The organism is Paludibacter sp. 221 (genome assembly GCF_010501035.1).
In the GTDB taxonomy this organism is placed as follows: domain Bacteria; phylum Bacteroidota; class Bacteroidia; order Bacteroidales; family Paludibacteraceae; genus QVMH01.
In genome coordinates this window covers 17,827-39,705 of sequence record NZ_QVMH01000018.1, presented here as the reverse complement: position 1 = coordinate 39,705, position 21,879 = coordinate 17,827, and the positions used below count along the sequence as shown (strand labels likewise).

General features: G+C 42.3%; 14 protein-coding genes. 4 read left to right on the top strand and 10 right to left on the bottom strand.

What is annotated here, in order from left to right; translation table 11 throughout:
• Positions 1–54: 54 nt before the first annotated feature.
• Entirely contained in the window at positions 55–1,053 is a 999-nt protein-coding gene (gene pta, locus D0T49_RS05905) for a phosphate acetyltransferase (protein ID WP_163629671.1), read from the bottom strand.
• A gap of 279 nt (positions 1,054–1,332) precedes the next feature.
• On the opposite strand from pta, the gene D0T49_RS05900 reads away from it, so the two are divergent.
• The 3 genes from D0T49_RS05900 to D0T49_RS05890 all read left to right on the top strand — a co-directional run bounded on the left by D0T49_RS05900 (position 1,333) and on the right by D0T49_RS05890 (position 4,583).
• Complete coding sequence (locus D0T49_RS05900) at positions 1,333–1,650, top strand: hypothetical protein (protein WP_163629670.1); 318 nt, start codon at positions 1,333–1,335, stop codon at positions 1,648–1,650.
• Between the two features lie 173 nt (positions 1,651–1,823).
• The gene (locus D0T49_RS05895) at positions 1,824–3,311 is read left to right on the top strand and encodes a hypothetical protein (RefSeq protein WP_163629669.1); all 1,488 of its coding nucleotides are present in this window, start codon (positions 1,824–1,826) and stop codon (positions 3,309–3,311) included.
• 369 nt (positions 3,312–3,680) lie between these two features.
• The gene (locus D0T49_RS05890) at positions 3,681–4,583 is read left to right on the top strand and encodes a diaminopimelate dehydrogenase (RefSeq protein WP_163629668.1); all 903 of its coding nucleotides are present in this window, start codon (positions 3,681–3,683) and stop codon (positions 4,581–4,583) included.
• A gap of 920 nt (positions 4,584–5,503) precedes the next feature.
• Here the strand turns inward: D0T49_RS05890 and D0T49_RS05885 are convergent.
• From D0T49_RS05885 to D0T49_RS05845, 9 genes are all read right to left on the bottom strand, one after another.
• Complete coding sequence (locus D0T49_RS05885; protein ID WP_163629667.1) at positions 5,504–6,682, bottom strand: LamG-like jellyroll fold domain-containing protein; 1,179 nt, start codon at positions 6,680–6,682, stop codon at positions 5,504–5,506.
• A 188-nt stretch (positions 6,683–6,870) separates the two neighbouring features.
• The gene (locus D0T49_RS05880; protein ID WP_163629666.1) at positions 6,871–8,382 is read right to left on the bottom strand and encodes a DUF4091 domain-containing protein; all 1,512 of its coding nucleotides are present in this window, start codon (positions 8,380–8,382) and stop codon (positions 6,871–6,873) included.
• An 84-nt stretch (positions 8,383–8,466) separates the two neighbouring features.
• Positions 8,467–10,005: a DUF4091 domain-containing protein gene (locus D0T49_RS05875; protein ID WP_163629665.1), complete on the bottom strand. Its 1,539-nt coding sequence runs from the start codon at positions 10,003–10,005 to the stop codon at positions 8,467–8,469.
• Between the two features lie 84 nt (positions 10,006–10,089).
• On the bottom strand, positions 10,090–11,466 hold the full coding sequence (locus D0T49_RS05870) for a glycoside hydrolase family 27 protein (RefSeq protein ID WP_239057013.1): 1,377 nt from the start codon (positions 11,464–11,466) through the stop codon (positions 10,090–10,092).
• 504 nt (positions 11,467–11,970) lie between these two features.
• Entirely contained in the window at positions 11,971–13,059 is a 1,089-nt protein-coding gene (locus tag D0T49_RS05865; protein WP_163629664.1) for an FISUMP domain-containing protein, read from the bottom strand.
• 159 nt (positions 13,060–13,218) lie between these two features.
• Positions 13,219–14,745, bottom strand: a complete 1,527-nt coding sequence (locus D0T49_RS05860) for a RagB/SusD family nutrient uptake outer membrane protein (protein ID WP_163629663.1) — start codon at positions 14,743–14,745, stop codon at positions 13,219–13,221.
• Between the two features lie 13 nt (positions 14,746–14,758).
• Positions 14,759–18,193: a TonB-dependent receptor gene (locus tag D0T49_RS05855; RefSeq protein WP_163629662.1), complete on the bottom strand. Its 3,435-nt coding sequence runs from the start codon at positions 18,191–18,193 to the stop codon at positions 14,759–14,761.
• A gap of 585 nt (positions 18,194–18,778) precedes the next feature.
• A complete protein-coding gene (locus tag D0T49_RS05850; protein ID WP_163629661.1) occupies positions 18,779–19,801 on the bottom strand; it encodes a FecR family protein in 1,023 nt (340 codons plus the stop codon).
• A gap of 115 nt (positions 19,802–19,916) precedes the next feature.
• The gene (locus tag D0T49_RS05845; RefSeq protein WP_163629660.1) at positions 19,917–20,495 is read right to left on the bottom strand and encodes an RNA polymerase sigma-70 factor; all 579 of its coding nucleotides are present in this window, start codon (positions 20,493–20,495) and stop codon (positions 19,917–19,919) included.
• Positions 20,496–21,296: 801 nt separating this feature from the next.
• On the opposite strand from D0T49_RS05845, the gene D0T49_RS05840 reads away from it, so the two are divergent.
• Positions 21,297–21,851 (top strand): DUF488 family protein, encoded by a 555-nt coding sequence (locus D0T49_RS05840; protein WP_163629659.1) that lies wholly within the window; start codon positions 21,297–21,299, stop codon positions 21,849–21,851.
• Positions 21,852–21,879: the final 28 nt, after the last annotated feature.

Genomic DNA, 21,879 nt, shown 5'->3' with positions numbered 1-21,879 from the left:
AAATCAGAAGGGAGAAAAGTTTTTTCACTTTTATCTCCCCTCCTTTGAATAAAATTATTTCATTGCCTGATTGGCTGTGATGGTTATCATGTGTACAATATCTTCGACCGAGCACCCGCGCGAAAGGTCGTTTACCGGTGCTGCCATACCTTGCAGGATAGGGCCTACAGCCTGAGCACCCGAAAAGCGTTCTACCATCTTATAACCAATGTTACCTGCTTGCAGGTCGGGGAAAACCAAAACATTTGCATGTCCTGCTATCTTGCTTCCAGGAGCCTTGCTTTGTCCTACGCTCGGAACTAATGCCGCATCGGCTTGCAATTCGCCATCAATCTGCATGTCAGGAGCCATTTCCTGTGCCAGTCTGGTAGCTTCTGTTACTTTATCAACCAACTCGTGCTTTGCGCTGCCTTTGGTCGAAAAGCTCAACATACCAATACGTGGCTCAAAACCTGCAACCGCCCGTGTGGTTTGTCCTGTGCAAACAGCAATCTGCGCAAGCTCTTCGGCTGTTGGATTCGGGTTTACCGCCACATCGGCAAAAACAAGCAATCCGTTTTCGCCATACTGCGCGGTAGGGGTAAACATAAGCATCGCCCCCGACACTACTTTTATTCCGGGTAATGTTTTTACTATCTGAAAAGCCGGACGCAATACGTTTCCGGTGGTGTTTTGTGCTCCCGCAAGCTCGCCATCGGCATCGCCGTTTTTTATCATCAAACATCCCAGATACAATGGATCTTTCGCCAGTTTTTCTGCCTCGTCCATGCTGAGCCCTTTACTTTTTCTTATCTCAAAAAGCAGGCTTGCATAGTCCTTCATTTTCGGATTGGTTTCGGGGTCCACTATCTCAGCTTCCGAAATGTAATCAAACTTATTCTCGGCCGCCATCTCCTTTATTTTCTTCTCATCTCCAATAAGAATAATTTTCGCGGCTTTTTCCTTCAAAATGATGTTTGCAGCAGTTAACGTACGAAGCTCAGTGCCTTCGGGCAGAACAATCCGTTGCGGATTAGCCTTGGCACGTTGCATGATTTTTTCTAATAATTCCATTTTTAAGTATTTATCTTGAATGTTATAAAATTTGCTATGCGGGGGAGATGTCAGAACACCGTAACTACCTGCAAATATAGTGCTATTTTACAAAATTGCAATGTAGAGATTACAATTTTATACATTTATTTTTCAATAATCTAATTATCAGGCGATAATATAGATTTAGGGATGTATTTTTTTGTGTTTTTTACGCATCCCGCTAAAAAAGACAGAAATACATTAGCACGCTTTTTGTAACAGCAGGAATAACGATATAAAAACAGAACGAAATTTAAAATGAAATCAAAACCATCATTAGCTTATTGCATCTTTATGGATATTGCAGGATTTGCCACCTACGCCATCCCCTTTTTCGGAGAGTGGATTGATGTAATATGGGCTCCCCTATCGGCATTTATTTTTTATGCAAGTTTTGGAGGTAAAACCGGCAAAATAGGCAGTATGATAAACCTTGTCGAAGAGTTACTACCGGGCACCGACTTTATACCTACTTTCACACTGGCCTATATTTACCAGACCATAAAAGAAAAAAGAGATGCCAAACATACAAAACAAGGTAATACAGAAACCGGATTTTACAAAAAAGCATCGTGATACCACAATTTATTCTTTTATAACTCTGCTGTAACAGAACAAAGGGCTGTTTTAATATGTTTTAAAACAAATCCTTGTAAATAAGCCTTACTTTTGCAGGGCTTATTTGCTTTAGTAAACTAATTATTACTCAGATGCCAACTCTAACGCAGACCAAAACAATATGTATCATTATGCTTTTAATAAGCATACCGTTGGGAGTTATGGCACAAGAACCGGTAAAAACAGCCACAATCCCATACAGTACCCGGATTGAACTTCCGCCTGTTTTGGATGAGTCTTCGGGGTTGATGTGGTGGAATGGTAAACTATGGTCGCACAACGATAGTAGCGGGTCGGATAGTATTTATGCTTTCGATTTAGAAACTCCTCAAAACTATGAACAGTATCATAGCGGTGCCCCAAACAAGGACTGGGAAGCGTTGGAACAGGACGAAGAATATGTGTATATAGGTGACTTCGGAAATAACAAACGGATACTCCGGCAGGATTTGCGTATCTTCAAAATCAGTAAGAAATCGTTGCTCGAAGGCTCACCCGCCGTTGATACTATCAAATTTTATTATCCTGAGCAGACCGATTTCAGCGACCGCCCTCAAACTGAGGACACTGATTTCGACTGCGAAGCATTTATCGCTGCCGGAGATAGCCTGTACCTGTTTACCAAGCAATGGATAAGCAGGCAAACAGCCGTATACTCCTTGCCCAAAGAGGCGGGAACATACGCAGCCAATTACATCACTACATATAATATCGACGGGCTTGTGACCGATGCCGATTATTTACCAAACAAACGGATTTTAGCCTTATGTGGTTATTCATCCACCTATCTGCGCCAGTTTATCTATATCCTTTACGATTTTGAAGGAACGGATTTTTTCAGTGGGCAGAAATATAACTTCACCCTTAATTTGGGGCTTTTTCCTCATCAGGTAGAAGGCATTACTACCCCCGACGGACAAAGGTACTACGTAACGAACGAACAAACTCCGGTAAGCACACAACGGCTTCACACGTTCGATGTAGGAAATTATTTTGAGGAATACCTGCAACGCCCCGAAACCGCCGGAAAAATATCGGGGGCTACGTTTGCATGTCAGGATAATATTCCGGTAACTTATTCCGTACTACCTATACCGCAAGCCGAAACATACGAATGGACATTGCCGCAAGGCGCAAAAGGCAACAGCACATCGAATAGCATAACCGTATATTTCGACACAACTGCCGTGTCGGGCAACATTATAGTAAGAGGGGTGAACTCCTATGGCACAGGGGGCGGTTCGAGTTTGCCAATCACCGTAATCAGGAAACCAACCACACCATATATCCATGTAGCCCAATGGGACAGAAATATACTGGTAGCGTCTTCGCCCACCGGAAATCAATGGTACAACCACGAAGGAGCCATAGCCGGAGCAACATCACAATATCTTAAAGTAGACAGATACAGCAGGTATTATGTAGTTACGAGCGTAGAAGGATGCAGTTCAGCACCTTCTAACGTCATCCGGACGGGGGCTTTTATGTATCTGGACGTAAATAATACTAAATTTGAAACCGATACTATTATAATACCCAAGAAAGCGTTGCCTCTGCATAAGCACATAGAGGACAATCCTAAAAAGAAGAAACGTAAGTTCCTGTTTTGGTATTTATAAACACAGATACTTTTGCACGTAACAAAAGATGAAAAACGAGATAATTATCATTTTTTCAGAGTCCCGCTAAAAACAATTAGAAAGCATGAGTAGCGATTTTATTTTATTTATTCAATAAATTAGCACTATTGATTACAATTCATTACTCAAAGAGAACTTTTGGTTATAATAAATTTGATATATAAGTAAAAAGATATGATTTCAATTACCTTTGTAATGCAAAACAATGTCATACAAAAACACATAGAACACAATAGAAATTACTTACAAACTATGTGTCCCCTATGTGTGAAACTAACTGAACCTATGTGTCATAAAACACAAATTAGATTAACTTGATTATTTAAAACAATAAAAAAATTAAGATATATGAAAAAAATCCGCACCGCCATAGTAGGTTACGGCAACATTGGAAAATCTACAGTAGAAGCCGTTCAGGCCGCGCCTGATTTCGAGTTAGTGGGAGTTGTACGCCGTTCTGCATCGACAGGCAATGTACCTGTAGAGCTGACAGGAATAAAAATAGTAGACAACATCAAATCGCTTACCGATATTGACGTGGCTATTCTTTGTATACCAACACGCAGCATACCCAAGTTTGCAGCCGAATATCTGGCAATGGGCATCAATACCGTAGACAGCTACGACATTCATAGCAGCATCTGGGATTTACGCCAGGATTTGGATGAGGTGGCAAAAGCAAATAATACGGTTGCTATCGTTTCGGCAGGCTGGGATCCGGGAAGTGACTCGGTGGTACGTACCTTGCTCGAAGCCATCGCCCCGAAGGGTATTACATACACCAACTTCGGGCCGGGCATGAGCATGGGGCATACCGTTGCCGTAAAAGCCATCGAAGGTGTACACAAAGCACTATCAATGACTATCCCGATGGGAACAGGTATTCACCGCCGTATGGTGTATATCGAAGTAGAGGAAGGCTACAACTTCGACGATGTGGCAAACGCTATAAAAATGGACCCTTACTTCCGCAACGATGAAACCCACGTAACAAAAGTAAGCAGCGTAGACAACTTGCTGGATATGGGACACGGTGTAAACCTGACACGCAAAGGAGTGTCGGGAACAACACAAAACCAGTTGTTCGAGTTCAACATGAAAATAAACAACCCTGCGCTGACAGCACAAATACTGGTGGCCTGCGCACGTGCCACGATGAAAGCAAAACCAGGTGCTTATACAATGATTGAAATACCAATGATTGATATGCTTTACGGAGAAAAAGAAGACCTAATCCGTCGCTTGGTATAATGGGGCATTAAACATAGTTTTTTTTTTTGACAGGAAATGCATAGGAAGTAATCAATACTTTCCTATGCATTTTTTTATTGTGGTAATTCCCTATTTCATAGGAATATACAGCAAAATATCGTTTTTTCGATTTAAATTTTCACACTGACATTTAAAGTCCCATAGGGACGGGAGTTTGGTAATGGCTGCTTTTAATCATTGCCTCTGCGTGCCGTAGGTACGCTACTTGCTGCAAGTGTACCTACGGCACGAACAATACTTCGTTATCATGTGCTGTTACCAAACTTATACTCCTACGGAGCATCCGGATGGTATTTTCAATCTCCAAAGAAATGTTTAACGCATCAGCATTAACCTTGTTTTATTGACAAACCTTAGTAACCACACAAGTAGGAGTAAACCTACCTTATTACCTTATTTTACGTTACAAATTGTAGTATGCAGCAATTGACTTATTTGCTGTTGAAACAAGCTCTTATCACAATCAAAGCTCTGCGTTGGAATATATGCAGGTTTCTAAACTTGCTTTTAAACTCCGACGTAGCGGGACGCTACGCCGAACAGGGGTGCTATGGGTAGAGTAATTTGAAACCACTATACACCGCTCCAACAGCTTTGTCCGTACAGCGGCTTTATGCCGCTGTACGGATAACACGCCATACCACGTACGAAATCGCATTGCTACATTGCTACCGCACGATTTGCATCGTGTGGTATTGTTAAACGCTAAAAAGATACTCATAAAAAATATCAGCCTTAGCTCTACTGCGAACTAAGACTGATATATGAAGAGGATTGGGTTTTACATCAAAAAGATAAACATGAAAACCGTTTTTTTTAAATCAGTCCATCCCCTTTCTGACAAATAACTCTATTGCTAAACCTACATCTGTAGCGATGTATCTCTCATAAAACTAAACTTACCGTATAATTTTCCAGCTTTTGCCACCTTCTACCGCAATTATATACAAACCATCCTGCCAAGCGGTGGTGCTTATTTCCATCACTTCGTCCGAAGCTATATTCTTAAACATTAACTGTCCGCTTGCACCATACACAACCACTTGGTTTCCGGCCTCAATGCCTTTGATTGTAATCAGGTTATCAGTCTGTACTAAATTCATTCCCGAAATTTTAGCATTTTCATCCAATGTAGTGGCTAAAGGAAGGGTAACTTCCAGATAATCGGAATAAGCTGTTGCGATAAAAGAAGCTTCCTTTACCCTGAATTTATATTTACCTGCTGCCAAGCCTGAAAAATTAGATGTATTCTGTACTAAATTTTCCCTGTAAGTAACGTTTTCGCTTGGGTCGGTAATTTCCACTGTCCATTTATTGCCTGTGGTTCCTTCCCATGTCAGGTCGAACTCATATTGCCCTTTAGTATCATACTGCAACGCAGCAGGCGTTTTTGCCGCTACACCCCACGCATAGTCGGTATCAAGCGTACCCATAAACCAGCCTTTGTTTCCGTCAGGGTTTACCAAGTCTGCTGTATTGTCACCTGTTCCTTCCATAAAATTGAAGTTCTTCACCAATCCCGCAGTATTGGCCGCGATACGCTTTTGATAATTCTGGCTTATCTCGTCGGCCGTACGTGCCACGTTCCATAAGCGGAAATCGGCCAGCTTCCCGACAAATGGGTTACCCCAAGGGGCACGCCCCAGATACAATGGTTTGTTGTCTGCCTCGGTATTATACCCTGCGCATGGTTGTGAGCCTGCGCTTACTCCATTTACATACACAATCATATTAGTTCCATCGGCCACACAAGCGATATGTGTCCAGTTTCCTTTCCACGTTGCAGGGTCAATCCATACAGAAACCCCATCCAGTTGGAATTTAAAATGCCCGTCGAAACCCAATAGAAAACCCTTGTCGGCATGCATGTTCGATGCAAAAAAACCTGCATTGTTATCAATATACAACCACGTTTCCACAGTCATAGTAGCAGCTCCGATAGTAGTTTCCAATGCATTCATTCCCGCACCGGTGGATTTAAACTCAGCATATCCTACATCTGCTTTCGCATTCAGTCCAAAAACACATGCCAATACTATAATACATGAAATCTGTTTGAAAAAAGTAGAGATTTTCATAAAGCATAAATTTAAAAAGTTAATAATCTTATTTCTTATCGTCTATAATCCGTTGACCCCATATTTGGCGCAAGCCTGCGACTTGTATCCTTGTTTCTTTACAGTTTAAAACTGCATTTTATTTTCGGCACAAGTTACGCTTCGCTAAACTTGTGCCAGTGAAAGGTAGTCCCGTTGACTGTTGACCGTTAATTCTTCAGTATATCCAATACCGAATTGCGGAATTTATCAATTATCAGGTAATTATCCGTATAGTTGTCGGGAGCTGTATATATATTACCGAAAATAGATTCGGCCTTAGCCCTTCCTATTTTTTGCTCAAGTTGTACCAGCAATTCGTAATCTTCCATACTGTCGCGCCATCTTTCCATACGGATGGATACAACAGGCTCGCTTACTCCAAAATGTTCTCCGGGATAGATAAGCACCCCATCGCCCTCAGGCAAATCGGTACGGAACTCCAGCGTTTTCTCATCAGCGTAGGCATTAACCGCCCAATACAGAAATCCGGTAGTTTTTTCTTTCCAGCTACGCCACATCACAGCACGATTCTGGTAGCCACTCATGCTCAGGAGCAGGTTTGGCTCTTCGCCTCCGGGGCCCATACACACGTACGTCCACCACTCTTCATTGTCTTTCAGCAACATACGGCAAGTATCAGCATTGGCTTCGGTAGTATGTAGCGCCCATGCACTCATACTGTATATCTGCGTATCACCACGCCACAAATCGAACACCGACCACAGGTTATCTTTGTATTTGCCATCCTTAGGGCCACAGAAGAAAGTGGTAAGTACCTTTGCATTTGGCGCAACCTGATGGATGTCGTTTGCAAACTTCTTTATCTGAGCATACTCGCTCATAAGCACAGGCTCGTCCCACAGGTAGAAATAGGCATCGTTCAACATGCCCTTTTCGTTATATGTTTCCAGCATATTTTTAAGTTCGCCTTTGGATAAAGAATGGTAAGGAAGCGCGTAACGGTTGAAACGCTCGTCCGACAGGAATTTATAAGTACGTTCGTCATCCCATTTCCAAGGCGATGATGATGCTTCGTGCTTCATACTCTCTTCGAGCCAAGTAGAGAAATAAGGATTCATGCGGTAATCGAGGCATAAATCAGCCCATTGCAGTTTTGCCTTTTCCAGATTGGCTGCCGAATAATTTTTTTCCAATTTTTCCTCTATTATCCCAAAAGTTGCGGGGATAGTAGGTGTTACAGGCAGTTCAACATCGTAAACCGTTATATTTACTTTTATCTCCTGCTCTTTATCGTCGCCTTTAATTATTAGTTTTTCGGTGTAATTGCCGGGGACTGTAGCATAATTGGTCTTGTACGTCACCCACAATTTGGCTACCGAATCGGTCAGTTCAATCTCACTACCAAAAGGCACTAAAACATCATTAAATCCATTTATACTCTCTATTCGGCGGCAATTAAATTGAATATCAGGTGTCTCGTTGTGGCGGGTAATAGTGTAAACCTCGCCCGGCGTACCTTTGAATACTATCTGAAAATGTTCGCTTTCGGCTTTTGCCAGCGCAATGTTTGTTTGGCACGAAGCAGCGAAATTTTCATAACTCTCTACCTTTTCTACCGAAGGAAGGATACGGCACTCTATTTTCTCCTTGCTGCAAGACGAAAGCAAAAACAGCAACAACAATGTACTTACTAAAAATATATTTTTAAAACAACGCATATTTCAGGTTTTAATTTTTGAATAAAATTTAATGTTCTATTTTTCAAGCCCTGTTATCTGACCGATAAGGCTTGTAACTCGTAACTAATTCACAATTCCATCAATCAGTTTCTTTTTAAAAACCTCCACATGGCTTATATTGGTAGTGTATTGCGAAGGATTTTTATACACATTTGCCAAGAGGCTTTCGGCCTCGCTCCTTCCCTTTTTCTTTTCAAAGAGTGTCAGCATTTCATAATCTTCTGCGCCATCTCTCCACCGTTCCAAACGGATTGAGACACACGGCTCGTCCACTCCAAAAGGCTCGCCAGGATAAACAAGAAGTCCGTCACCTTTGGGAAGTTCCGTACGGCTTCGTAAAGGGTTCATACTTGCAAAACCATTTACCACCCAATACAGAAAACCTGTGGGCTGTTCTTTCCAGTTTCGCCACATGACTACCCTGTTCGGAATGCCCGAAGAGTTTTGTGCCAATCCCGGAGCATCGGCCATACAAACGTATGTCCACCACTCTTCGCCGGCTTTTAGTTTTGCCTTGCACTGCTGCGAACGGTACTCGTTTGCCTGCAACGACCACACACCTGTACAAAATATGCTTGTAGCCCCGTGCAGTATGTCGAACACCGCAAACAAATCGTCTTTATTAGCACCATCTTCGGGTCCACGATAAAAAGTTGTAATTACTTTAGCTTCAGGGGCATATTTATGAATTTTATCGGCAAATACCTTGATTTGTTCGTACTCCGCCATCTTGGTAGGCTCGTCCCATACGTAGAAATACACCTTATCGATAAGCCCCTCTTGCCTTGCACGGCTTAGCATTGCTTCGAGTTCCGTATCGTTCAGCCCGTGGTAAGGCAGAGCAATCCGGTTAAAACGCTTATCCGAGAAATAAGCCCATGTTTTATCATCGTTCCACGCATAGGGAGACGAATTTACTTCGGTACGCATAGACCCCGAAAGCCATGTGGAAAAGTAAGGCGAAATACGGTATGTGAGCAGCAAGTCGGACACTTCCTTACGCTTCGTTACCTTCTGTGCTTCCGATAGCCCCGCAAGGATGAGATTATTCGGGTTTATCCCGAAAGCCGAAGCTAAAGACGGAGTTTCGGGCAATGCCGCGTCCTCTATCTTAATAGAGACTGTTACAGAATGCTTCTCCGAAGAATTTTTGAAGCGGATAATTTCCTTATACGTTCCTGCCCGGGCATCCATTCCGGTTTTGAAAGTCAGCCATACCTTTACCAGTTTTTTATCGGGTTTTACCTTGCCGTGGCAAGGCACAAGCACATCTTCCATCGACTCGAAAGTCATAATCTTACGACATTGAAACTCAATGGGGTTACTGTTAGCATCCCTCTCAATGGTCAATTCTCCATTACCCGCAGTTTCGATAACAAACTGAATGCTCTCATACTCGTTTTTCAGCATCCGGAGGGCTGTTTGGTTGCTTACCGAATACGACTTGTAACCATCTACCTTATCCAAGCTGTTGAGTATCCATGTGCATGTGGCTTCTTCCGGCTTCTCCGGTTCATCTCCTCCGTTTATATCCGGCTCTTTGCACGAGTAAATCAGCAGCGGGAACAGAAGTATCCAAAAAAATATTTGTAATTTTTTCATATCAGTTTTTTTAATGACTATCCGCGAAATAACCTAAAATTGAACTACAATAGACACAATAGATATTAGGCGTTAAATGGATACTCAGTTTTTGTTTTTTATTTCAATAAGCCTCACTCCATGAGCGTTTATCGACAGTTTCACCGCATTGTTGTGCACCGGTACGTTATTGCCGTTCCACAAATCCTTAATCATGAAATCGCCTATATGGTTTATCTCTTGTAGAGAGAATACGTAATCTTTAGCAGGCTCATCGTTCAGGTTGAATAAGGCGATGTAATACGCCGAATCATCTTTGCTCTGTGCAAACCAGCAAATAATCCCGTCACGCTCAAACAGTTCCCTGTTGTTTTTCGAGCTCTGATTGATTTTCAACACATCGTTGTTTGTAACCAAGCTAAGTGTAAACTTATCCATCTCAGGCAAATTACAACCCAGCATCATAGGCGAACGAAACATCGACCAGAGCGTCATCATAGTGTATTGCTCGTCCTCAGTAAAGTTTGTAGGGCGCGGCTTGCCACGCATAGCACGCTGCGCCATAGGCCCGATGGGCAGCATATCGGCATCAGGCCAGTGCCCGTTGCCTATATATCCCTGCCATTTGCGACACAAGGGGAATTGCTCTTTCAGCGACTCCCAGTTATCCCAGAAGTCTTCCGAAATACGCCACAGTTCAGCCGTATGTTGCAGGTGGTTGATGTTTTCCACAGGTGCAGGGCCGGGCGAAAGGCTCAATACTATAGGGCGTTTTATTTTATCCATCGCCTTGCGTATGGCTTCAATCTCGTCGTAAGCATATATGGGCGACAGTAAATCATCTACTTTCACATAATCTATCCCCCACGATTCGTACAGTTCGAACATCGAATCGTAATACTCCTGCGCCCCCGGCTTGCTCATATCTATGCCGTAAAAGCCGAAATACCACTCGCACTGCGAGTCGAGGTTTGCTATATCGCGTGCACGATAATTAGTCTTTTTCACCGGAGTATTTTGTTCTACAGCCTGAACAGGTATTCCACGCATCAGGTGGATTCCTATTTTCAAACCTTTGCTGTGCACATAGTCGGCAATACCTTTCAGTCCTTGTCCGTTTTTAGCCGAAGGATATTTTTCCGTATCCACTATCAGGCGTCCGTATTCATCTATCAGTTGAGGCGGATTTTTTGCCTCGTACTGTTCCAGCGTTACCATGCCCGGAGCGTACCATCCGGCATCTATTATTATATACTCCCAGCCCGAACCGTTCAGGTTTTCTGCCATAAAATCGGCATTCGCTTTTACCTCATCTTCGGTTACCGACGTTCCGAAACATATCCAGCTATTCCAACCCATAGGAGGACGCTCTGCCAACGATTTTTTACCCTGTCTTACATTCTCTGCCTTTTTTGTTTGCTGGCAACCCATTACCGCCAGCAAGCAAAAAAGAAAAAACACTGCTTTTTTATACCTTTTCATAAAATAGTTACGAGTTACAATTTTTTATTTTTTAAAAACACGGAGACACGAAGGCTTTTTGTTCTTTTTGCCACATAGGTTCAGTTAGTTTACACATAGAAACACATAGTTTTTTTCTTTCCTGTCCCTCGTTTGCAACGAGGGGAAGTGTCCGGACTTTATGTCTATCCGTAAAGCGGACTCGAAGCCGCTATACGGAATGGACGTTTACACATTACTTGTTCTTTTAGTCTCACGGGATTTGTAATCCCGTGATTTATTAACTGCGGATTACAAATCAGTCGTGGTCGGAAGATTTTAAGCGTTAGCATAATCCTGATTCTAAGGGCTGTAAGCCCGTTTTAATTCAGCCCAATGGCAAAGCGAAGCGTCGCCTTGGGTTAGTTTGCAATAGCAAACTTGGCGGGCTGTAAGCCCAAGTTAAAGAGAAGTAAAGAGTAAGAGGCAAGTAAATAACGTTATACTTTTTACTTTCTACTTTTTTACTTTTCCCCTCGTACTTGTTTAATCCATCACACAACGCAGAGAGAAACCTCTTGTACGGTCGTATGGATAAAGTGCTGCGCCAAAGTCATTTTTATTGAATCCATAGGTAACTGCCTGATTAGGGAAATTAGCCGGATTGGGGTCCCAAGGGAATACGTCGCCTTCTTGCGGAGCTGTTGCTGTCCAGAAATAAGTATTGGCAAAAGGCTCAATCACGTCGTTTACAGGCACTTCCCAGATATAACCTGTAGCAGCCATATTGAAGCCTATTGAGTTAGTTCCGATGTTAGTGGCAGTAGGGTCCCAAAGGGTTTTATCTTTCAGGGCAGTCCCCGGCCCGTCACCCTCGTCGCAAGCATTGATAAGAAAAACCCACTCTGCCGATGTTGGTATGTGCCAACCTTCGGGAGCAATTCCCTGAATTTTTTCGCCTTCCTCGGCGCCTTTAGTGCCTTTCATCACGGCAGTCCATGTATAATATGCCCCAAAAGTTTTTATCCACGAATCGTCTTCACCTTCTTGTGGGGTGTAAAACTTATAACCTTCTACAGGAGTGCCATCGCTGTATTTTGTCGCACGGAGGTTATCTGCCAACCATACGGCATAGTTGCCTGTTAGTGGGTCTACTACACGGCACACACGGTATGTCTCATTATCGCGAGGGTCGACAAACGGTTTGTAAAAACGGAACAGTTTCATGCTGCGTACTTCGCTGTTTGCTACCGCACCTTCTTTTTTACCTTGTATTTTCCAGTACAAATCGCCCCTGTTGTATTCTTTTACGCCCAGTTCGCCCAGTATCGCGTCCAGTTCGGCATGGGTAAGTTTTTTAGTGAGTTCCGTGCCTACCGAAATAGTTTTAGGGTTATTCATTTCATCGTCCAGACTAAAGAGGATAGAGTATTCTACACCCTCGTCTTCGTTGTCCCACTCAAACTCCAGTTGTTTCTGCTGATTATCGTACAGCAGGTCGAACTCTTCCAAATCGTCCGGCAGATAAACAGTAATATCAGCTACAGTAGGGTCGCCATTGTCAGGCCCGTTTTGATTACATGCAGTGAACGAAATAAAAAGCACTGCCAATAAATAAATACACGCTTTTTTCATGATTATTCGAATTAAGAATTAGTATTAAAATAGTTACAAGTTACTTCGTCCTTCGGACAGTTACGAGTTACAAGTTGAAAGTACTTTTCCCTTTATCTTTTTACTCTATCTTCCCCTTTTTACTTTTACCTTTCAACTTTTTACTTTTTACTTCTCCCTCTAAAAACCATCATTCTGGTCGATATTAGTATTTTCGTAACAAGCCGCCTGTGGAATAGCATATAGTATATGCTTGGGCTCGGCCGAGACTTTACCTCTTTCCAAGGCATTGGATATGAGTTTTCCGTGACGTATCAGGTCAGGGCGGCGCATGCCTTCCCAGCAAAACTCCCAACCCCTCTCTTTTAATATATGGTCGCGGAAAGCATCTTTATCGGTAATATCATCCACCAGTTTCTCGTGAATGCTTCCTTCGTAATTATCGAAAGCACGGCTACGGATTTGATGCACATAGCTCTTCGCTTCATCGGTAGGGCCATGTAATTCGTTCAATGCTTCTGCCTTAGCCAGTATAACCTCGGCATAACGGTTTATTACATACTCGCTGCCATCCCATTGTCCGGTAGTGCTGGGGTTTTCCTGATACTTCATCGGTATTGCACCGGGGTTGCCTACATACTCCGTACGGCGGTCTACCATCCGGCTGCCATTCCAGTAAGTACTCAATAACGCATTCAGCCTTTTGTCGTTTTCATTGTATGTGTCGTAAAACGCCCAAGGAACAAGGAAACCTCCCCACTTTGTCAACGGTATATTATCTAACGAAACATAGTCGGCCGGAAGGGCATGAGCCAGAAAGCAGTTGCCTAAGCCCCCAATAGGCACATTGGGCATCGGGAATATTACTTCTTTATTCCGCTGGTTGGTTGGCGACCATATCGACATATAGTCTTTCTGCAATTCATATTTGCCATCTGCTATCATTACGCCGGCTACGGAATCGGCTTTTTCCCACCAGCGCATTGCTTTTGCTTCGTTATTGCGATAGTGACGTTCCTGTCCGGCTTCGTGCATGTACAACTTCAACAGATACATTTGCGCTATACCCACAGTCATACGTCCGTAATCGCCTGCGGTTAGCCTGTCCGTAGTTTTCAGATTTTCCTGAACCTCTTTGAGTTCCGTTTCCACAAAGCTCACATACGTCTCTACAGTAGGACGCTCAGGATAATAGTTTTGAGCTTTGTCGGGGTTAGTCGCAATATCGGGGTCAAGTACCAGCGGCACAGTACCATAAAGGTCGTAAAGGTCATAAGCCCATACAGCCCGCAAACAGCGCACTTCGGCGGTATATTGCCTTTTCAGAGGTGCAGATATAGATACTTTACGCATACGCTCAATTAATGAAGTAGCCCTTGTTACAGCGGGAACCAATCCATTGTAGAACAATCCCATATCGGCTGTTTCTGCTTTCCACAAATAATCCATCTGAGGCTCCCACAGCCAGTTGCTGCTACACTCGTCGGTACAGCCTATCTGCATGGTAAGCAGCGAGCCCCATGCGCAGCTATACCTGTCCCAACCACCTCCTCTGAGTTCGTGGTAAATACCTGTAACGGCGGCTTTCACATCACTTTCGGTTTCCAACACATTGTCGCCCGACAGTTGGTCGAATACTTCTACATCAAGGTTGCACGAAGTAAGCAACAAGATAAAAAGCGATAAAATTATATTTCTTGTTTTCATGGATTGTGTTTATTTAAAATGTTACATTTAAACCGATAGAATATGTATGCTGGTTAGGATAACCCGCTTTGAAATCCGTTTCGGGGTCGTTGCCCGAATAAGGGGTAATGACAAACGGGTTGGAAACATCTACATAGATACGTGCACTGGAGAATACTTTCTCGAATGTACGCTTCGGCAACGTATAGCCAAGGGTTATATTCTTACAGCGTATGAACCACGCTTTTTCCCAAAGGTAATCGGACGGCTGCGGATAAGCGCTTACAAAACCGGATGGCAAAGTAGCGTCAGGGTTATCTTTCGACCAGCGTTCGCTCACTTCGGTCATCATATTCTGTCCGTTAAGAATCCGCCTTATTTCGGGTACCGAATATTTACCGCGTGTTTCGTTATTCACAATCCGGTCGAACATACCGTAGAAGAAGATATTCAAATCGAATCCCTTGTACTCAAATGTATTGCCCAAACCGATGGTAAAACCGGGGTCGTAAGTACCTATCAGCACAATATCGGCTTCGTCTATTATCCCATCGGGGGTGTCCATGTATTGCACTTTTCCGTCGGCTCCGGGTATAAGGTTGCCAAACTCGTCGCGTACGTAGCCATTCACGTCTTTCACCTTGTACTGACCGGGCAGCAGGTTAGGCATATAAGCCGGAGGAGCTTCGTCTATCCCCAGAATACCATCCGAAAGGTATGAGTAATGGGCACGTATAGGGTCGTCGTTCTTCTGCCAGGGGTTCAGCACATCGTCAGGATTTCGTTCTTTCCATCTGTCTACGTATCGGGTGAAGTTCAGTTCGGTATTCCATTTGAATTGCCCTGTGAAATTTGTGCTGCGCAACGAAATTTCCAGACCTGTACTCTGCGTTTTGCCTATGTTTGCAGCAACTGTGCTCACTTCCATGAACGATTTCAGCTTACGCAGCCCAAGCAAGTCTTTTACTTCTTTTTTGAAAAACTCGACCGAACCGCCGATACGCTGGTTGAAAAAACCAAAGTCAAGCCCTACGTTCAACTCGGTGGTGGTTTCCCATTTCAGGTCGGGGTTTGCCATTTGCGATTTGGTAGTACCTATGTTCACCGAATTGCCAAACACATACTCGTACCATGCGGCTGTGTAATACTCAAAGGCACTGTTACCTATATTGCTGTTTCCTGTTTGTCCCAAGCCCACACGGAGTTTCAAATCTGACAAAAGGTCTACATCTTTCAGAAAATCTTCTTGCTTTATACGCCATGCAACAGCCCCCGAAGGAAAGAAACCATAACGGTTGTTTACCCCAAATTTATCGGAACCATCTACACGGGCTGTAAAAGTAAAAAGGTATTTGTCCATCAGGTTGTAATTCACTCTGCCAAAGTAAGATAGCAATACGCTTTTCGACTTGTTAGAACTTACCGTAGGTCGCTGTACTTCGCCGGATGCCAACGAGTTATAAAGAAAAGCATCGGTAAAGAATTTTGAATTTGAAGCCGCAAACCCCTCATTTTCAAACCCTTGAAATGAATATCCGGCAAGGACATTGAATTTGTTACTGTCGTTCAGTTGGAAATTATAATTCAACGTGGCTTCCAGCAACTTATCGAAAGTCATAGCCAGACTCTTACTTGCCTTACCTCCTTCTTGCTGTCCGTAAAGGGTGGTTTTGGGCAGGTACGAATTTCTTATACCATTTTGGTCGTCGAAACCAAGATTCAGCTTTGCAATCAAGCCTTTTATAGGCTCTGCCTGTATGTATGCGTTCACGAGCAAACGCTTGGTCTTTGTGTAATCGGTTATTTCAAGCATCGACACCGGATTGGGTACGGTGGTCATCAACTCGCTCAGCACATAGTTACCGTTCTTGTCTTTTACGGGCACAGTAGGGTCGTAAGCCATAGCCGAGTTTAGCAGGCCTGAGTTTTCAAAATCCTCAGTACCAAGCGGAATATTGGTTGATTTTATATTACTGTGAGTGGCGTTTATCCCGTAGGTAAATATCTTACTTAACTGGTGCTCCACGTTTATCCTGCCTGTATAACGTGTAAAATCCGAATTTTTGACAACTCCATCCTGGTCGAAATAGTTGAACGATGCCATGTATTTCAGTTTGGAAGTACCGCCCGATACCGATACGTTATGTTGGTGTATCATCCCCTGGCGGGTCACAAGGTCGTACCAATCGGTACCTTGCCCGGCATTGGCTATTTGCGAATCGGTATACGGATATTTTAGCCTTTCGGTTACCGTACTTGGGTCGGTGTTGCCATAGGGATAAATACGGTTGTCGTAATACCATTTTTCTTCGGCAAATTTGTTGGCTTCTTTCATAAACTCGGTGGCCGTAAGCATTTCTACCCTGTTGGCTATATTCTGTACGCCATAACTAAAATTGTAGCTTACCACCGCATCGCCTTCACGGCCTTTTTTGGTGGTAATGATGATAACACCATTGGCTGCACGCGCACCATATATAGCGGTAGAAGATGCGTCCTTCAATATCTCTATGGATTCGATATCATTAGGGTTTATTGAGTTCAGCGGATTGCGCGACCCAAAGTTTGAATAGCGGTTGTCCGAAGCCGGCTCGACCGAGCCTCCGCCCACCGGAAAACCGTCGATAATATACAAAGGCTCATTTCCTGCTCCTGTAGAAGCCGCTCCCCTGACTAGCATCTCGATACCGCCGCCGGGCTGCGCACTATTCTGAACTACGGTAACACCGGCTGCCTTACCCGAAAGCATGTGCGAAATAGAGGTATTGGATGCCATTGGCAGGTCTTCCGTTTTCACGGAACTTACTGCTCCCGTAAGGTCACTCTTTTTCATCACCCCATAGCCGATAACTATAATTTCGTCGAGGCTATTCAGGCTCTCTTTAAGTGAGATATTCTGCACATCGCTCCTGCCGATTTTTACTTCCTGTGTTTCAAATCCCAGATAGGAATATTGTAAAGTCGATTTATCGGGAACTGTAATATAGTAGCTTCCATCAAAATCGCTGACCGTACCGGTTTGTTCTCCTTTCACCACTATATTAACCCCGATAAGAGGCTCACCTTTGTTATCGGTTATACGTCCGGTTATGGTACGGCGGCTATCTGTTTTTTCGGCTGCTGTAGGTTGGGAGGTGGTTTCTTTTTTATTAACGAGCACCATTTTGCCGTTAATCTCGAACGAAACGGATTGCCCCTTGAAAATAAAATCGAGTACCTGCTCTATCGGATTGCCTTGAAAAGCTCCATTCACCTTCGCATTCAGATTCACATCATTTGTCTTGAATACAAACGAGTAGCCTTCCTGATTTTTCAGTATTTCAAGAGCTTGTTCTACTGTTACATTGGGGAATCTTACCGAAATCCCCTGTGCGGATACTGTGATGCTCATAAAGAAAAGTAGCACAGCAAATATACCTCTACACCAATGTTGTGTAAAATAACTGTTGACTTTTTCGTGTTTTCGCATGATATTAATTATTTAAGAAATAAGTTTCTACTGTTATTCTCACCGGATTCAAAACCTGTCCTGTCTTTCTCATATTCGGCACAAGTTGCGCTACGCTAAACTTGCGCCAGTGTGAGGATTTGAAATCAGTCGTGGTCGGAAGATTTTAGACGTTAAAATAATTCTGATTTTAAGGGCTGTAAGCCCGTTTTAATTCAGCCCAATGGCAAGCGAAGCGTCGCCTTGGGTTAGTTTGCAATAGCAAACTTAGCGGGCTGCAAGCCCAAGTTAAGATTAACCTGCGCTTTCAGCGCGCTGAATGATTAATTTATTTTAACCCAAGGCGACGCTTCGCTTGCCGTTGGGCTGAAATAACCTGCCACTCCGTGGCGAAAAATCTTCCGACCACGACTGATTTGAAATCCAATGAGACCAGACACGCCGTTAGGTGTGTAAGTTTGGTAGAAACGTTGGTAAAAGTATCCAGCGTGCCGTAGGTACGCTACTTTAGCCGTAATTGTAGCGTACCTACGGCACGCCTATAATGGGATACATCCACATTATTACCAAACTTTAATCCCTACGGGATATTTTACAAATACCCTGTCAATAAATCTCTACTAATTGACCTTGGCGCTTTACGTGTATCCGTTTGTCGGAATCAATGGCCTTGAGTATCTCCTCGGGTGACTCGTTGTTGACAAATGCCATGTGATAGCGGATGTCTTTAAGCGAATCGTTTTTTATCACAATCTTAAGGTTAAAGTTACGTTCGAGCTGGCGTGTGATTTCTTCCAATGTTTCATTTTTGAAATAATACTTGCCATCTTTCCACGATGAATATTGTTCTAACGAAAATTCACTTTTTTGTATCGTATGTTTATCCCTGTTGTAGCATACTTGCTCTCCGGGTTTCATTATGTATTTTTTTCCTTCGTGCAATTTCGAGTTGCTGCTGAAAGCTACCGACCCTTCGAGCAGGCTCAGTTTAATCGTTTTGTCCTCTGCGTACGATTTCAGATTAAACTTGGTTCCCAATACTTCAATATTCGACTCGTTAGCCTGCACTATGAAAGGTTTTTTAGTATCTTTGGCTACATTGAAAAAACCCTCGCCCGTAAAGAACACCTGTCTTTTCTTCGACGTAAATTTGTCGGGATAAATGATTTTACTTCCGGCATTGAGCCAAACCACCGTTCCGTCGGGCAGGGCTACATTGGCAATATCGCCATAGGCAACTGATTTTTCGCTCCAAACAACTGACTTTTCAGTCTGAGCCGAGAAGTACAGGTAAGCCGAAAGTGCCATAACAGGTAAAAGAAGAATAGCAGCAACACGCTGAACCCGGTTAATCCAAGTTGTTTCACGGCGTTGTTTCCGGTTTACCACAGGTATTTCTCCTGCATTTACAAGCCTGTTTCTGAATTCTTCAAAAGCAATGTGTATTTCTTCTTTCGGCGTAGCGGAAATTTCCAGTTCTTCCCAAAGGGTAAATAGTAAATCGGTAGCTTCGGGCGATTTTCCATTCGCATAAAACCAATGCTCTACTTTTTGGGCAGTTTTTTCATCACAGTTATTGAAGAAATAACCGGATAGTTCCTGTTTTGTTGGAGTTGACGTTTTCATCATTTCTTGTTTCTATTATTAATACGAATAAGGATGGCGGCACACGTAACGAAAAAATATTTTTTTTTCGAAACACTTGTTTATTAATCTGTTAAAATGCTATTTTACAATGAGATAGTTATTGGATAAAAAAGATAAAAATCCAAAATAAAAAATCGCTCAGGTTCTTTTTTATAGTAGCAAGGGCAAGGCTTATATGTTTTTCTACCGTTCGTTTTGATATATTTAGCTTTTGTGCTATTTCGTCGTTTGTAAGAAACTTTTCCCTGCTCAGCTTAAAAACCAGCTTGCGCTGCTCAGGCATCGACAGCAGGGTAGTATTTACAAGCTCTTTTATCTCTTTTATATTATACTCCGAATCAATTTCATACTCCAGCTTGCTATCCACTTTTTGCAACGACTCCTGATAGTGCAGAAAATAGTACTTGCTACGGAAGTAATCATGCACTTCGTTTTGTGTAATGGTAAAAATGTAACTGCTGAACGATAAATCGGCCGAAAGTTTCTCCCTGTTCATCCACACTTTCATGAAAACGTTTTGCGCTATTTCCTCGGCCGTATCCTCATTCTTTATCATACCCTGTGCAAAATTCTTCACACGGGAATAAAACAAATTGAATAAATCTTCGAAAGCAGCGATTTTACCCTGCCTTATTTCTTCAATCTGATGTTTTGATAACTGAGGAGTATTACCCATAAAAAATGAGGGATGAACTTAATAAATATTGAGTAAACAGATATACATCTAACAAAACAAATATATAATATATACTTATCAAAATCAATACTTATTATAATGTATTCATTTTTATTTAGTTAATTAGCTGTCCGAAAAAAACGTTTTAAATACACTTCACTTTACAATTAAAAAATAGCTTAATATAAGTAATACGTTCGTAAAACACGACACACGTAATTTACTGCAAAATCAATTTCTTATTTTCTGCTCATTGTCCGCTGTCAGTCACTATTGGCATAGGACCAACACCCGATGTCCGGTTTTTTACTTTAAGGCGAACCAACTCAAGGTAAAAAAATGAGTTTATCCCAAAAGTAAATTCAATTTCGCAGCAACATCACCATACACAAGAATCAATCGTTAAAACCAATCTCAACTACTTTAATTTTATACACAATAACTTTAATTATATAATGAACACTCAACATATACTAATGAAAATAAATAAAATTCATTTTCATAATTTAGCTTAATAACAGAAAAATAATTCGAGAAAAAATATTAAACAACTAAGTAACAAAAGTTTATAGCTAGCATAAAATCAATTCACCAAACAACAAACACGACAATCGCTTTACGTTTTTTTAACACAATTATTACAATATGGTTAAACGACATATATATTACTAATAACCAACAATATAAAAACAATAACAGCACCGAAAAACAAGCCTCGGTGTATTTTTATTAAAAAATTTATTTAAAAAATTTTATATATTTGTATTTAACTGAAACGAAGAGCAAAAAAAGGATTATAGCATGGACATAAAAACAACTATATATTCTATTGGGCATGGCAGCAAAGACATAGCCGGCTTTATCAGCGAGCTTAAAACTTTCGGTATAGAATATCTGCTCGACATACGCTCTAAGCCATACTCCAAATGGCACTCGCAGTTCAATCAAAGTATTCTAAAAAGCGAATTAGAAAACAATAATATAAATTACGTATTTATGGGCGACATGCTGGGAGGACTGCCGGAGGACAGAACCTGCTACGACGCCTCGGGAAAGGTGCTTTATGATACTATTAAAGAAAAAGATTATTTTAAAAAAGGTTTATCCAGATTAATAACCGCAAACGAAAAAAAAATAAAAGTAGCCATCATGTGTAGCGAAAGTAAACCTGAAGAATGCCATAGGAGCAAACTGATAGGACAGGAACTGCTAAAGCATGATATATCATTAAACCATATTATTTCCGAAGAAATAATAAAATCGCAAGAAGCAGTTATGGCCGAATTGACCAAAGGCTGCGGAATAATAAATCTGTTTGGAGAGAGGACAGATTTTAAATCGAAGAAGCCACATTAAGAACAGGCTTCTTCAAAATATCGGGGAA

Coding starts and splice junctions, on each gene's coding strand:
- pta (WP_163629671.1), bottom strand. CDS start 1,053: ATGGAATTATTAGAAAAAATCATGCAACGTGCCAAGGCTAATCCGCAA.
- D0T49_RS05900 (WP_163629670.1), top strand. CDS start 1,333: ATGAAATCAAAACCATCATTAGCTTATTGCATCTTTATGGATATTGCA.
- D0T49_RS05895 (WP_163629669.1), top strand. CDS start 1,824: ATGCTTTTAATAAGCATACCGTTGGGAGTTATGGCACAAGAACCGGTA.
- D0T49_RS05890 (WP_163629668.1), top strand. CDS start 3,681: ATGAAAAAAATCCGCACCGCCATAGTAGGTTACGGCAACATTGGAAAA.
- D0T49_RS05885 (WP_163629667.1), bottom strand. CDS start 6,682: ATGAAAATCTCTACTTTTTTCAAACAGATTTCATGTATTATAGTATTG.
- D0T49_RS05880 (WP_163629666.1), bottom strand. CDS start 8,382: ATGCGTTGTTTTAAAAATATATTTTTAGTAAGTACATTGTTGTTGCTG.
- D0T49_RS05875 (WP_163629665.1), bottom strand. CDS start 10,005: ATGAAAAAATTACAAATATTTTTTTGGATACTTCTGTTCCCGCTGCTG.
- D0T49_RS05870 (WP_239057013.1), bottom strand. CDS start 11,466: ATGAAAAGGTATAAAAAAGCAGTGTTTTTTCTTTTTTGCTTGCTGGCG.
- D0T49_RS05865 (WP_163629664.1), bottom strand. CDS start 13,059: ATGAAAAAAGCGTGTATTTATTTATTGGCAGTGCTTTTTATTTCGTTC.
- D0T49_RS05860 (WP_163629663.1), bottom strand. CDS start 14,745: ATGAAAACAAGAAATATAATTTTATCGCTTTTTATCTTGTTGCTTACT.
- D0T49_RS05855 (WP_163629662.1), bottom strand. CDS start 18,193: ATGCGAAAACACGAAAAAGTCAACAGTTATTTTACACAACATTGGTGT.
- D0T49_RS05850 (WP_163629661.1), bottom strand. CDS start 19,801: ATGATGAAAACGTCAACTCCAACAAAACAGGAACTATCCGGTTATTTC.
- D0T49_RS05845 (WP_163629660.1), bottom strand. CDS start 20,495: ATGGGTAATACTCCTCAGTTATCAAAACATCAGATTGAAGAAATAAGG.
- D0T49_RS05840 (WP_163629659.1), top strand. CDS start 21,297: ATGGACATAAAAACAACTATATATTCTATTGGGCATGGCAGCAAAGAC.